Below are 13,675 nucleotides of genomic sequence, written 5' to 3'. Positions count from 1 at the left end.
CCCAGGATTTTCTTCAAAGGAACCACCAACACTCTCCACGACCCACCGAACAGTGGGTGTCTCGAGCGCCGGGGGTGTTTCTTTGGCGTTGACTTTTGGCACGCTGTTGAGTTCTCAAGGAACGGACGCTTCCTTCGGTGCGGAATCAACCGCGCCCTCCGGGCGTTTACTCGTTCATTTTTACTGCTTTTGTTTTTCTGTCCTACCGTGTTGCCGTCTTGCTGTGTTTCGTTTGTTTCTCTTTCGCGTCTCCAGCTTAGCACACCGTTTCGGCCGCTTCGCTTTCCTCGCTTTCGGCGTCCACCGCGTTTCCGCGTTTTCCGCCTCCCGGACTCTAGCAGATCTTCCGACCCGCTTCGTGTCCTTCGCTTTCCGCCTCGAAGCCTTCGCTTCTTCGACTTCCGGCTCTTCGAGCTTAGCAGACCCGTTTTCTCGTCTCCGCCGACTCCGCTTGATCGTTCTCACGGTGTCGGTGGCGCGAGCCGCGCGTCTTGCCTTCGGATCTCTCCGAACTCGAGCCTCGACCTTAGCAGGCTTTCCTGCGAATGCCGAATCGCTTTCCGAGAAAGCGTTTCCCGATTATCGAATGGCAGCACAAATCAAACCCTCGGAAAATGGATGATCCAATTCCGTGCGTTTCACCAGGGCTGTGTCGACAACCGGTTCGCACCCACGACGACGCCACGGTCCCGAGACAGCCGAAGGCCGTCCGTTTCCGGATGGATCGTTGGAGTGTGAGTCGCGGCGGGATCGGCCATCGCGCCGATGTGCGGGCGCGCCTGTCCTGATCTCCCGAAGTAGCAACTCGTACGAGCTTAAACCACCCACCTGGACGGGTCAAGCCGGTCCCCTATACCCAGCGGATCGGGTCGGGAACCGGCTTGGGGGCCGGGCAACTGGCCTGTCCTACCCGGGGATTGCCACCGCAGCGAGGTTGCGCTTGCCGCGGCGCAGCAACGCCCAGCGGCCGTGCAGCAGGTCGGCGGCCGTGATGACGGCGTCCTCGTCCGCGACCTTCACATTGTTGAGGTACGCCCCGCCCTCCTTGATGGTGCGCCGCGCACCTCCCTTGCTCGGGGCAAGTCCCGCCGCCACCAAGGCGTCGACGACCGTCGGGCCTGCCGCGAGTTCGGCGCTCGGCAGCTCGGCGACGGCCGCGCGCAGCGTCGCCTCGTCCAGCGCGGTCAGATCGCCCTGACCGAAGAGTGCCTTGCTCGCGTCGATCACCGCGGCACACTGGTCGGCGCCGTGTACCAGCGTGGTCAGTTCCTCGGCGAGGGCGCGCTGACCCGCGCGGGCTTGCGGACGCTCCGCGCTTTGCTGCTCCAGGGCCTCGATCTCCTCGCGCGAGCGGAAGCTGAACGTCCGCAGGTAGCGCGACACATCGCGGTCGTCCGAGCCGAGCCAGAACTGGTAGAAGGCGTAGGGCGACGTGAACTCGGGGTCGAGCCAGACCGCGCCGCCCTCCGTCTTGCCGAACTTGGTGCCGTCGGCCTTGGTCAACAAGTGCGTGGTGAGCGCGTGCGCGTGGCCGTGCAGTTCGTTGCCGGTCATGCGGCGGATGAGGTCGAGGCCGGCGGTGATGTTGCCCCACTGGTCGCTGCCGCCGAACTGGAGCGTGCAGCCGTGCCGCCGGTACAGCTCGACGAAGTCGTACGACTGGAGCAGCACGTAGCTGAACTCGGTGTAGCTCATGCCCTCGCCGGCCAGGCGGGACTTCACCGTCTCGCGCGCGAGCATCTGGTTGACGCTGAAGTGCTTGCCGACGTCGCGCAGGTATTCGACGATGCTCAGCTGCGAGATCCAGTCGTGGTTGTTCGCCATGATCGCCGTGGTGGGGGCATCGCCCTCGAAGTCGAGGAACGCCGACAACTGGCCGCGGATCCGGTCGGTCCAGCCGGCGACCTTGTCCACCTCGTTCATCGCGCGCTCGGCGGACGGCTTGGGGTCGCCGATCAGGCCGGTGGCCCCGCCGACCAGGGCGATCGGGCGATTGCCGAACTGCTGGAGCCGGCGCAGGGTGAGGACCTGCACGAGGTGACCGACGTGCAGGCTCGCGGCCGTCGGGTCGAACCCGCAATAGACCGTGACGGGACCGTCCGCGAACGCCTTCCTGAGCGCGTCCTCGTCGGTGGTCTGGGCCAGTACGCCCCGCCACCGCAACTCGTCGACGATGTCCGTCACAGTGCCTGTTCTCCTAGATCGACGGTCGGCGCGGCCGGTCTCGGCCCCGCCGCACAGCGGTTACCACGGATGTAGCGGATGAGCGGTGTAGTGGATACAGCTGTTACAGGGTGCCCGACGCGCCGCCCTCGGCGCGAACCCCTTCTCGCGGGCGCGCCGGCGACGGAGTGACCGTCGCCGGGACCCGCTAGGTCTTTGTCGCCTTCGTCGGCGTCTTCGGCGCCCCCTGCTTGGGGGTGCGCTTGCGCGGCTGGTGGGCGCGGTACGGGCTGACCGTGGGGTCGCCCGCGATGTGGAAGCGCCAAGGCTGGGTGGCTCCCCCGCCGCCGACTCCGGTGCGGGGGCCGGTGCGGATCGTGGTGCGCGCCGGTGGCGTGCCGTACAGGACTCGGATCGGGCCGAGTTCGGTGCCGTCCTCGTGGCGGCACACGTCGAAACCGTCGTGGGCGCGGTCGAAGCCGAGGGCGGTCGCGAGGCGGGCGGGGCCGCTCGCGAGGTCGGTGTCCTTGCGGCTGGTCGTGCGGCGGACACGGGCCAGGGGCATACCGGCGGTGATCTCGCCGGCGCGCAGCAGCACACCGGACGCGGTGCCGGGCGGGCCGCAGACCAGATTGGCGCACCAGTACATGCCGTACGTGAAATAGACGTACAGGTGTCCGGGCGGGCCGAACATCGTCGCGTTGCGGGCGGTCTTGCCGCGGTACGCGTGCGAGCCCGGGTCGTTGGCGCCGTCGTATGCCTCGACCTCGGTCAGTCGCAGCTCGATCGGTCCGGCCGCGCTGTCGTGCACGAGAGTGCGGCCCAGCAGGTCGGCGGCGACGGTGAGTACGGGGCGATCGAAGAACGAGCGCGGCAGGGGGTCCTCGGGCGAGGACGCGGGACGGATGGCAGGGGTGGCACGCATGGCGATCCAGCTTAGGCGCGCGTGATGGAATGTGGCCGTCGAGCCGTCGATACGGGGAGGAACATCGTGGTTTTCAAGAAGTTCATGGCGAGCATGGGCGCGGGCAGCGCCTCGGTCGAGACCGAGCTGCACCACCCTCAGACGACTCCGGGTGGTGTGGTCGAGGGACTGATCCGGGTCCGGGGCGGCAAGGTCGACCAGAACATCGAAGGCCTGTTCGTCGAGTTCCAGGCCGTCGTCGAGGTCGAGACCCAGGACGGCGAGCAGCGGCGGAACGAGGAGTTCGGTCGGCTCCAGGTCGACGGGGCGTTCGCGTTGCGTGAGGGGTCGACGCACGACGTGCCGTTTTCGCTGCCGGTGCCGTGGGAGACGCCGCTGACCACGTTCCGCGGGGTGCACTTGCGCGGTACGACGATCGGCGTGCGCACCGAACTCGCGATCGACCGGGCGATCGACAAGGGCGATCTCGACCCGATTCAGGTGCACGCGTTTCCGGCGCAGGCGCTGATTCTCGACGCGTTCGGAAATCTGGGCTTCCATTTCAAGGGCGCCGACCTGGAGAAGGGGCACATCCGGGGCACCGACCAGCGGCTGCCGTTCTACCAGGAGATCGAGTTCACGCCGCCGCAGGCGTACGCGCGCGGGATCAACGAGGTCGAGTTGTCGTTCGTGTCGGGTGAGCACTCGACCGAGGTCGTGTTGGAGATCGACAAGAAGGGCGGGGTGCTCTCCGGGGGCGGCAACGACGCCTACCGTCAGTTCACCGTGGACCACGCGTCGGCGGAGCAGACGGACTGGAGTGCCTATCTCAACGGGTGGTTCCAGGAGTTGGGACAGCGTCGAGGCTGGTTCTAGTCGAGGCCGGTTCCGGTCGCGTTTCGCGGTCCTCGCGGCGGCCGGGGGCGGGTGTGGGCTGGGCCGTGGGGGTCACGAGGCCACCAGGTTTTGGACCTCCGCGGCCCACTCCTTTTCGAACACCTCGCGGGGGCGACCCGTGGTCTTCTCGATCGCGGCGTCGACGGCGGCTGGCGCCGGGTCGGCGTAGACGGCGGTGACGAAGGCGTACACGGCCGCGCCGCCGCCGATCGTCTCGATCCGGCGAATCGCGAGGTGGGCGAACTCGTACGCGGCAGCGTTGCCCACGGTGTCGGCCTGGTAGAGCTCGCCGTCCGTGGGCAGCCGGCCGGTGAAGCGGTTCGTGGAGACGTAGGTACGGGCCTCGTTGAGCTGGTCGCTGCCGGCCAGGGCGTCGCCGCGCAGGGCGAGCCAGTCGGCGAAGCCTTCGACGACCCACACGGGCTGGTCCTGGTTGGGGACCTCGGTGCGCAGGGGGGTGACGAGTGCGTGGGCCATTTCGTGGCGCAGGAGTTCGCCCAGGCGCTCGGGGTTGGGGGAGGTGAACCATCCCGATGTGGTGTCCAGGACGATACGGGCGCCGCCGAAGCGGCCCTTGGCGGCGGGTTCGGTGGTGCGTAGGGCGTAGGTGAGGCCCGATTCCTCGCCGTGTTCGCCGGTGCGGCCGCCGTACAGCCGATAGAAGGTGGCGCGGTCGGCGACGGGGACGATGACGAAGCCGGGTGCGGTGCCGGCCGGTCCGCCGTCCGCCCACATGTCGAGGTCGGCGCGGGCGGCGTCCTCGGCGTCGTCGGCGAGTTGTTCGGCGCCCTGCCCGGTCGCGGGGTCGGCGAGGACGATGACGTGGTCGCGGCGGACCACGGTGAGTTCGGCGTGGTCCCACGGGGCGGGGAAGTCGCGCGCGTAGGCGTAGCCGGCGCCGTCGTAGGGGGTGCCGTCGACGGCGGTGATGTGCAGCGGTGCGCCCGGGGTGGCGCGCAGGACGGTCCAGCGGTAGCCCTCGCCGACGGTCGCGGTGTCGGCGTTGGTGACGCGGTGGTCGAAGGACACGTCCACGTAGGCGATCAACCGGTCGTCGGTGGCCGGCATGGTCTGGACGGTCTCGACGCGGTAGGCGGCGTAGTCGAACGGTACGCGCATGAGGTTGCGGAAGAGCCGGAGTTGGCCCTCCACCAGGCCGGGGTCGTCCGCGGCGAGGTCGGCGACGAAGGCGGTTTGGTCGTGGGTGGCGAGGGCTTGGGTGCGGTCGTCGGCGAGGCGCTGGATGTCGGCGGCGACGGGGCCGTGTGCGGGGGCCACGGGGGTCGCGGTGCCGGGCAGCGGTTTGCCGAGCGAGGTCTGCCCGGAGTGCGGCAGGGTGGCGCCGGAGCCGGGCCGGCCGAGGCTGCTGCCGAAGGCGACGAAGGCGGTGAGGGCCAGGACCAGCACGACGAGCGGCGCGGCCAGGCGTCGGATCGCGGATCGCGGGCGGGGCGGCGGGGCGGGCTCGACTGTCGCGTCGGGTATCGCGGTGCGTATGGCGGTGGGTATCGCGGCGGGGGGCGGGTCGGACGGCACGGCCGGATTCGGGGCCGGGGTCGGAGCCGAAGTCGGGGCCGAGGCCACCTCTGACGCCGCGTCAGGCGTCGCGTGCGGTATCGCGGCCGGTGCTCGCTCCGCTGTCGCGTCGGGTATGCCGGGTGTCGCGTCGGCGGCTTCGCCTGCGGGGGATCGGTCCGGGGCGGAGTCGGATCTGCCCGTGTCGTCGTTCGGCTCGGTCACGCCGGCATCCCTCCCCCCTGTTGGCGCGAGGATACCGAGGACGTCGGCACGGGTTTCGCGGACCGTGAGAATAGGCTCGTCGGGATCAGGCGCCCGGCACTCGGCCGGGTACCGGCGAGCACGATCGGAGTGTCGCGTGTCCGAGCCCAACAAGCCGTCGATGCCGTACGACTACCTTCCCGCGAAGCCCTCCTTCACGGTGACCAGCACCGATCTGACGGATGGTCGAACGCTGCCGACCGCTCAGGTCAGCGGGGTCATGGGAGCGGGTGGCGAGGACCTGTCGCCGCAGTTGTCGTGGTCGGGATTCCCGCCGGAGACGAAGAGCTTCGCGGTGACCTGCTTCGACCCGGATGCGCCCACGCACAGCGGTTTCTGGCACTGGGTCGTGGTGGACGTCCCGGGCGACGTGCACGAGCTCGCGACCGGTGCGGGTGCCGTGGACGGAAAGAGCCTGCCCGCAGGCGCGTTCCACGTACGCAACGACACCGGCGGGCCGGGTTACGTCGGCGCGGCGCCGCCCGAGGGCCACTACCCGCACCGGTACGTCTTCACCGTGCACGCCCTCGACGTCGACAAGCTGGGCGTGGACGAGTCGGCGACGCCGGCGTACGTGGGTTTCAATCTGTTCTCCCACACGCTCGCGCGCGCGGTCGCGGTGTCCACGTACGCTCGGTGATCGCCCGCGCGCACCGTCGGTCGAGCCGGCGCGATCCGGTGCCCGGGCGCGCCGATTCGGTCGGCCGATTCGATGATTCCGTCCGGTAATTGCGTTGTCCCGGTGATCCCTCGAAAGGCACAGTGGTCGGGTTGTCCGTACTGACGGTCCGTCGAGTCGAAGGGTGCGCATGAGCGTCGCTGCACCGCCCCAAAGCTGAGCGCGTGGAACGCGCCCGGTTGGTTCGGTGCGCGTCCGGGTGCTCGCTCGTCCCCTCGTCGGCCGGTTGAGGGGAGGTCGCATGCGGGAGACTTTGGTGCTGAACGCGACGTATCAGCCGCTGGCGACGGTGTCGTTCAAGCGCGCGCTCGTGTTGGTGTTGCAGGAGAAGGCGGTCGTCGAGGACGTCGATCCCGGCCGTGTGGTGCGGGCCGCGACTGTGGAACTTCCGTTGCCGAGGGTGATCCGGTTGCTCAAGTTCGTCCGGGTGCCGTTCCGACAACAGGCCGCCTGGTCGCGGCGGGGCGTGTTGCTTCGGGACAACCGGCGCTGCGCGTACTGCGACGGGCGGGCGACCACGGTCGACCACGTGTTGCCGCGGTCGCGCGGGGGCGCCGACTCGTGGTTGAACACGGTGGCCGCGTGCGGGAGCGACAACCAGCGCAAGGCGAATCGGACTCCCGAGGAGGCCGGGATGCGGTTGCTGTTCCAGCCGTACGAGCCGTCCGCGACGCGGGCTCTGGTGCTCGCGTTCGGCGTGACGGGGGTCGAGCGCGCGCAGTGGCTCGCGGAGCCGATGCGGCGGCCGGCTGCGCCCGCGATGGCGGTGGCGATGGGCGCCTGACGGATCGTCGAAGGTGTGACGGGCGAACCGAAGCCGCCCGGTGGGGATCTCGATCCCCACCGGGCGGCTTCGTCGGTTTCGGCGTGCGTGTGGTGGCTTCCGGTGTATCGCCGTCCGTTCGACGGGTCCGACGCGTATGTCGGGCGCGGCCACAGCGTCGGGGACGGTCGCCGGTGGGTCAGACGGTTTTGCGGACCCAGGCGGCCCAACTCGTCTGGAACTCCTCGAACTCGACCCCGAGAATGGTCTTCATCGCGATGTCGACGGAATCGTAGGTACCGGCGTAGGCGGCGGTCAGGAACTGTCCCACCTTCGCCGCGCCGTAGGTGTCGCCGAGGTAGCGCACGGCCAGGTGGGACAGGTTGTAGGCGTGCTCGACGCGGTCCGTGTCGTCGGTCTCGAAGTCCTCGTCGGTGGGCACCTTGCCGGTGAACTTGCGCCGGTCGACCTGGGTGCGGATGTCGCGTGCGGACAGGCTGCCGGCGATCGGGCGGTCGGCGTCGGCCTGCCAGTCGGCGAAGCCCTCGATCAGCCAGGTCGGGGTCTCCCCCGCTCCGGAGTAGCGGAACAGCGTGGCGACGAGCGCGTGGGTCATCTCGTGCCGGAGCAGACTGCGGGTGAAGTCCGCGTCGTAGCTGAGTTCTTCGTCGTCCACCACCAGGCGCGCACCGCCGACGGGTATCTTCTCGCCCGGCAGGGACAGCGCGTAGCCGGCCGCCCAGTCCCGGATGGATTCGCTGCTGTAGAGCTTGGTGAAGGACTTGCGCGACGACGTCAGCACGAGCGCGAAGCCCGGTGACGTGCCGGGGCCGCCCTTCCAGGCGCCGAGTGTGTACACGGCGGCGTTCTCGGCCGCCGTCGCCCGGCCGCGCAGCACGGCCGCGTCGGCTTTGGGGCCCATCAGCACGACGTGTGCGCGCTTTTCGACGGACAGGTCCCACAGGTCCCACGGCGCGGGGTAGCCCGACAGGCGCCGCTGCGTGTCCTTGCCTCCTTCCACCGCGGTGACGGTGCAGGCGTCGGCCGGGTCGACGCAGCGCACCTTCCACACGTACAGCTCCCGCACGTTGGCCACGTCCACGCCCGCTATGGCGTGCTCGAACCCGACGTCGAGGGTGCCGGTGACGGGCCAGGCCGCTGCGGTGCCGGAGGTGCGGACGCTGGATCCGTCGGCGGCGGTGAACTCGGCTGCGGTAACGGTCCAACGGGCGGTGTCGAAGGGGACCTTGCGCAGGTTGTCGAACAGCCGCTTGCGGTCGGTGCCGAGCGCTGGGGTGGCCGGGTCGAGTCGATTCAGGAAGCCGGCCTGGTCGCCCGCTGCGAGGGCGCTGGTGTGGCCCTCGACGATCGCGTCGACCTTCTTGCGGACCAGCACCTGGAGTGACGCGGCCGGGGGCGGCGTGGCGCTCTGAGTGGGCGGTGAGGTGGTCGGCGGGGGAAAGCGCGACTCGGTCTGCGCCTGTGGGGCGCGGGGGGCGGTGGCGGCGTCGTCGCCGATCAGGTCCATGGCGGCGGTGCCGTGGGCGCCCCCGGCGAGGCCGAGCGTGACGGCCACCAGGATCAGCGCGGCCATGCCGGACACGATCGACACCAGGGCCGATCGCCCGGCCGGGACGTCGGGCGTGACGGCGTTCGGCCACGGGTCGGCCGGTGCGTTCGGGACGTGCGTGTTCGGTGCGTGCGTGTTCGGGGCGTGCGCGGCGTTCGCCGGCCCCGGGACGCCGGGGGCGGGGGTGCCGGGTGTGACCGCGTTCGGCCACGGGTCGTACGGGTCGTACGGTCGCACGTCAGCTGCCTACCTTTGCCTTGACGTACTTGGCCCAGTTGGCCTCGAACGTGTTCCGATCCAGACCGGTCGCGGTCCGAAGTGCTTCGTCGAGGTGGGCGGCGTCCTGGTAGACGGCGACCACGAACGCGTCGGCCTTGGCGATGCCGTACTTCTCGGCGATGTAGCGGATCGCCAACATGCTGTAGTGGTAGCCGACCGCCGCGGTCTGCTCGTCGGGAGAGTTGATCTCGGCGTCGGTGGGCAACGTGCCGGTGAACTTCCCCGCGTCGACCTGCTTGCGGGCCTCGGGCTGGTGCCACTGGGCCAGCGAGTACTCGGTCCACGCGAGGTATTCGGCGAAGCCCTCGGACACCCACAACGGCGGTCCCGCGACGCCGCGTTCGAACTCGGCGACCATCGCGTGGCCGACCTCGTGGCGGATCAGGTGGCCCTGCTGGCGGGCGTCTCCTGCGGTGAACAACTCGCGGCTGCCGTCGAGCGTGATCCGGCTGCCGGCCATCGGCTCGTCACGGTTGGTCGGCCGGGCGGGCGGGAAGCTGCGGCACACGCCTTCGACGTTGGGCAGGTTGCTGCCGGCCAGCGAGCGGTCGAAGGTCGCGCGGTCGGGGGTGACGTACAGGACGTAGCGCTGCGGGGTGATGCCGGGGCCCTTCCAGACCGCGAGGTCCTTCTTGACCGCCGTCTCGGCGCGGTCGGCCCACGTTTGCGCCTTGGCTTTGTTCTTGGCCGGTACGGCCAGCAGTACGTGCGGGCGCTCGATCAACGCGAGTTCGCCCTCGTCCCAGGGGGCCGGATAGGCGTTGCCGCCGCGAAGCCGGCCGCCGGTTATCTTGCCGACGAGCAGCGGGGCGTCGACGGACGCGCGGGTGAGCGTCCACCGGTACTCCTCGGCGATGGGCTCGCGATCCACGCCGGTGAGTTGGTGCGCGAACACGACGGCGACCTCGCGAGTGAGCGGGCCGCCGTCGGACGCGGGTTCGACGGGATCGGTCGCCGGGCGGAACTCGGCGTTGCCGAACGAGAACAGGCGCAGGTTCGCGAACAGGCGCCGCTGGTCGGCGACGAGCGCGCTCTGGGCCGGATCGATCCCGACGAGGAACGCCTCGACGTCGCCGGTTTTGAGCGCTTTCGTCCGGGCGTCGGTGATCGTGGCCAGATCGGCGGCCTCGATCCGGGTGACGCGCGGCTTGTTCTTGGGTGTCGTGGTGCCGGTGCTCGGGTCGTCCTGCCGGGCGACCGGGGCGGCGGAGCGGTCGGCTTGGTCGAACAGGTTGCCGAGGTTGCCGACATCGCCGAAGCCGAAGAGGACGGCCAGGACGACGAACACGGCAACGGCGGCGAGACCGGCGAGGACGGCCGGTCGCCTGCCGGGCATGGTTCGGCGCTCTCCGTCGGAGGTCTCGACGTAGGGCCGGGGGCCGTAACCGCCGACGGGCACGGGGGGTTCGGTCGCAAGCGGGGTGCGGCCGTCGGCGTCGGTGGGCGGGGTGTGGGTGGATGCCGTGTCGGTGAGCGCCTCGGCGGTGGGTGCCGGGTCGGGCGGTGACGTGTCGGTACGGGCTGCGGCTGTGACCGGTTCGAAGGGTCCGGTCGACTTGGCCGGCAGGCTCGGCCTGTCCGGCGCGGGTTCCCATGGTGGGCCCGGGTGATCGGAGTGTGGTTCGCGATCGGAATGTGGTTCGTGGTCGGAGTGCGGTTCGTGGTCGGGCCGCTCGGGCCCGGGTTTCGCTTCGCCGCCGGGCGAGGTGGCGCCTTCGTCGGCAACGGGCATGTCGGACATGCCGATTCCTCCCCTGGACCACCGGCCCCGGTGAGTCCGCCCCCCGGCCCCGGATCGGCGATCCGATCATGTGTTCGCAGAGGTTATCGACGTACGGCGACAGCCGGCGCACAGGGGTGTCACCGGGCTCACTCGGCGTTTCCGCGGCCAACCGAGGATTCGCGGCCGGCGAACCCCCGGGCCGGCCGGGGGCGTCGGGCGAGCGTTCAGCGGCCGGTTTCGGCCTGGGCGGCGGTCGGATCGTGAGCGGGCGCGAGATCGGCCGTATCGACGACGAGCCACGACGCCGGCACTCGATAGCCGGGCACGTCGTAGGAGGCCATCGGGTCGGCGGCCAGCCCCTCGACGCGCGTGAACGCCCCGTCGGGGTGCGGAAGTTGTTCGGTGTAGCGAAAGTGCAGGTGCCCGTGCGCGGCCAGACTCGGACTGTACGCGTCGACGAGGCGTTGCACGCGCTCCTGGTTGGGCAGGCAGCGCGGGTCACCCTTGCGATTGAAGGCGGGTACGGTGCGCAGCGGCTTGTCGTGCGTGAGCAGGACGTCGACGGGCGAGGGGTCGGTCAGGATCGCGTCGATGTCGGCGTCGTCGCCCTCCTCCTCGGGAAACCACAGCGTCCCGGCGAAGTCGGGCACCTCGGCGGCCGGGCGGCCCGCCCCGAGCCGGAAGGATTCCTTGCGCAGCGCCTTCTCGTAGCGGCGGCGTTCCTCGGCCAGACGCTGCTCGCGGTCGAGCGACAGCGCCCCGCCGAACGCGAGAAACCGCGTTCCGCACCACGACCAACGGTGCCCGCGCGGCGCGTAGCGCACTCGGGGCCGCACGATCACGAAGCCGTGTTCGTCGCGCCGGTCGCCGTAGGACTCCATGAGCAGCGACGTCTTGTCGTGGTTGCCGTCCAGGAAGTACACGTCCACGCCGCGCGAGCGGGCCGAGCGGTTGACCGCGTCCAGGTAGCGCACGCCGGACGACTCGTGTTCCCAGTAGCCGAAGTCGCCGAGCTGGAAGATCACGTCGACGTCGAGTTCGGCGGCGGCGTCCAGCAACCGTCGGACGTGTCCGGTGTTGCCGTGTGTGTCGCCGGCCAGCAGGATCCGCATCGTGAGCCCCCCGCTCCTGTGCGCCGTCGCGCCCGAGTCGTGTCGGGTGCGTCGCCGTACGCTGTTTCCGGCGGGTGCGCACGCTCCCCCGCGTGCCGCGCGTACCCGCCCTCAGGCCATCATCGACGATCGCGCGGTCGGACGGCTGAGGTTTTTCCCCCGGACTCGGCGCGCCCGCAGGGGCTTTCCGGAACGCGCGTGCCCTGGTGCCCCTTGGGCCGCACGCGCTCTCGCGCTACACGCGCTCGGACCTCACGCACTCTCGGGGCTCACGCACTCTCGGGCCTTACGCGCCTTCCGGCCTCACGCCCCCGGCGGTACGAACGGCATCCCGGGAGTCGCGCCGCGCGTGATGAGGCGGTCGACGGCGGCGTTGTCGAGATGGTCGGCGACCAGGTCGCCCAGGGCGTCCAGCCGGCTCTGCCGGGCGCCCTCGAAGGACGTGTCCGGGGAGACCACGAACCGACGGCCCGTCAGTTCGGCGGTGCGAGCCAGGAACGTGCGGCGGAAGCCGTCGTTCTCCAGGGCCCCGTGCCACAACGTGCCGGCCACGGCACCGACCCGGCAGCCGTCGAGCGCGGTGCCGTCGGCGGTGGTGAACATCGGCTCGCCGGCCTCGACGTCGACGACGCCGTGGTGGATCTCGTACGCGGTGACCGGTTCGCCGGCGGCGTAACCGTGCGGGCGCGCGAGGGTCTTGTCGGCGGCGAAGCGTATGCGCACGGGCAGCAGGCCGAGCCCGGTCACCGTGCCCTCGCGGCTCTCCACGTCGTCGTGGATCTCGTGGCCGAGCATCTGGTAGCCGCCACAGATGCCCAGGATCGGTCGGCCCTCGGCGGCTCGGCGGGCGAGCGCGGCGTCGAGGCCGCGGGCACGCAGCCATGCGAGGTCGGCGACGGTCGCACGGGTGCCGGGCAGGACCACGAGGTCGGCGTCGGCGATCTCCCCCGGCGTACTCACGAAGCGGACCACGACGCCCGGTTCGACGGACAGCGCGTCGATGTCGGTGAAGTTGCTGATCCTCGGCAGCCGCACCACCGCGACGCGCAGAACGTCCTCGCCGAGCGGCGGTTCGGGGGTACCGCGGTCGGCGTCGAGCGCGAGCGAGTCCTCGACGTCGAGCCACAGGCCGCCGAGGAACGGCAGGACGCCCAGGACGGGGCGGCCGGTGAGTTCGCGCATGCGGGTCAGCGCCGGGTCGAGCAGGCGCGCGTCACCGCGGAACTTGTTGATCACGAACCCGCACACCAGTGCCTGATCCTCGGGCGAAAGCAGCGCGAGGGTGCCGAAGAACGACGCGAAGATGCCGCCTCGGTCGATGTCGCCGACCACGAGCACGGGCAGGTTCGCCGCGCGGGCGAGGCCCATGTTGGTGATGTCACGATCGCGCAGGTTGATTTCGGTGGGGCTGCCGGCGCCCTCGCACACCACGACGTCGTAGCGCGCGCGCAGATCGGCGAGCGATTCCACCACGGCCTCGAACAACCGGGGCTTGAGGTCGCGGTAGTTCAGCGCGCCGACCTCGGCGATGGGCTTGCCGAGCAGCACGACCTGACTGCTCATCATCCCCCCGGGCTTGAGCAGTACCGGGTTCATCACCGCTTCGGGCTCGATCCGCGCCGCAGCCGCCTGCATCGCTTGCGCGCGCCCGATCTCGGCCCCGTCGTTGGTCACCATGGAGTTCAGCGACATGTTCTGCGCCTTGAACGGCGCGACCTTGACCCCCTCACGCACAAGCCGCCGACAAAGCCCGGCGACGACAACGCTCTTCCCGGCATCGGAGGTAGTACCGGCAACGAGGATGGC

General features: G+C 70.3%; 11 protein-coding genes. 4 read left to right on the top strand and 7 right to left on the bottom strand.

Annotated elements, in window-relative coordinates; translation table 11 throughout:
• On the top strand, nucleotides 1–622 hold a 622-nt coding region (locus GT354_RS55265; RefSeq protein ID WP_237536091.1), incomplete at its 5' end, for a hypothetical protein.
• 284 nt (nucleotides 623–906) lie between these two features.
• Here the strand turns inward: GT354_RS55265 and tyrS are convergent.
• Nucleotides 907–2,184: a tyrosine--tRNA ligase gene (tyrS, locus tag GT354_RS45165; RefSeq protein WP_161363175.1), complete on the bottom strand. Its 1,278-nt coding sequence runs from the start codon at nucleotides 2,182–2,184 to the stop codon at nucleotides 907–909.
• Nucleotides 2,185–2,371: 187 nt separating this feature from the next.
• Nucleotides 2,372–3,088 (bottom strand): DNA-3-methyladenine glycosylase, encoded by a 717-nt coding sequence (locus GT354_RS45160; RefSeq protein WP_161363173.1) that lies wholly within the window; start codon nucleotides 3,086–3,088, stop codon nucleotides 2,372–2,374.
• 66 nt (nucleotides 3,089–3,154) lie between these two features.
• Between GT354_RS45160 and GT354_RS45155 the strand changes: the two genes are divergently transcribed.
• A complete protein-coding gene (locus GT354_RS45155) occupies nucleotides 3,155–3,943 on the top strand; it encodes a sporulation protein (RefSeq protein ID WP_161363171.1) in 789 nt (262 codons plus the stop codon).
• Between the two features lie 72 nt (nucleotides 3,944–4,015).
• Here the strand turns inward: GT354_RS45155 and GT354_RS45150 are convergent, their stop codons facing one another.
• Nucleotides 4,016–5,500 (bottom strand): hypothetical protein, encoded by a 1,485-nt coding sequence (locus GT354_RS45150; protein ID WP_161363169.1) that lies wholly within the window; start codon nucleotides 5,498–5,500, stop codon nucleotides 4,016–4,018.
• A gap of 340 nt (nucleotides 5,501–5,840) precedes the next feature.
• On the opposite strand from GT354_RS45150, the gene GT354_RS45145 reads away from it, so the two are divergent.
• Together GT354_RS45145 and GT354_RS45140 are read left to right on the top strand one after the other, a co-directional pair.
• Complete coding sequence (locus GT354_RS45145) at nucleotides 5,841–6,383, top strand: YbhB/YbcL family Raf kinase inhibitor-like protein (protein WP_346012466.1); 543 nt, start codon at nucleotides 5,841–5,843, stop codon at nucleotides 6,381–6,383.
• Nucleotides 6,384–6,663: 280 nt separating this feature from the next.
• Nucleotides 6,664–7,206, top strand: coding sequence for an HNH endonuclease (locus GT354_RS45140; RefSeq protein WP_161363167.1), 543 nt, complete (start codon nucleotides 6,664–6,666; stop codon nucleotides 7,204–7,206).
• 178 nt (nucleotides 7,207–7,384) lie between these two features.
• On the opposite strand, the gene GT354_RS45135 is transcribed toward GT354_RS45140, so the two are convergent.
• The 4 genes from GT354_RS45135 to GT354_RS45120 form a co-directional block, all read right to left on the bottom strand.
• Nucleotides 7,385–8,992, bottom strand: coding sequence for a hypothetical protein (locus GT354_RS45135; protein ID WP_161363165.1), 1,608 nt, complete (start codon nucleotides 8,990–8,992; stop codon nucleotides 7,385–7,387).
• A 1-nt stretch (nucleotide 8,993) separates the two neighbouring features.
• Complete coding sequence (locus tag GT354_RS45130) at nucleotides 8,994–10,775, bottom strand: hypothetical protein (RefSeq protein WP_161363163.1); 1,782 nt, start codon at nucleotides 10,773–10,775, stop codon at nucleotides 8,994–8,996.
• A gap of 206 nt (nucleotides 10,776–10,981) precedes the next feature.
• Nucleotides 10,982–11,869, bottom strand: coding sequence for a metallophosphoesterase (locus tag GT354_RS45125; RefSeq protein WP_161363161.1), 888 nt, complete (start codon nucleotides 11,867–11,869; stop codon nucleotides 10,982–10,984).
• Between the two features lie 303 nt (nucleotides 11,870–12,172).
• The gene (locus GT354_RS45120) at nucleotides 12,173–13,672 is read right to left on the bottom strand and encodes a cobyric acid synthase (RefSeq protein WP_161363177.1); all 1,500 of its coding nucleotides are present in this window, start codon (nucleotides 13,670–13,672) and stop codon (nucleotides 12,173–12,175) included.
• Between the last annotated feature and the right edge of the window lie 3 nt (nucleotides 13,673–13,675).

The organism is Streptomyces sp. SID3343 (assembly GCF_009865215.1).
In the GTDB taxonomy this organism is placed as follows: domain Bacteria; phylum Actinomycetota; class Actinomycetes; order Streptomycetales; family Streptomycetaceae; genus Embleya.
This window is presented reverse-complemented; position numbering and strand designations above follow the sequence as displayed.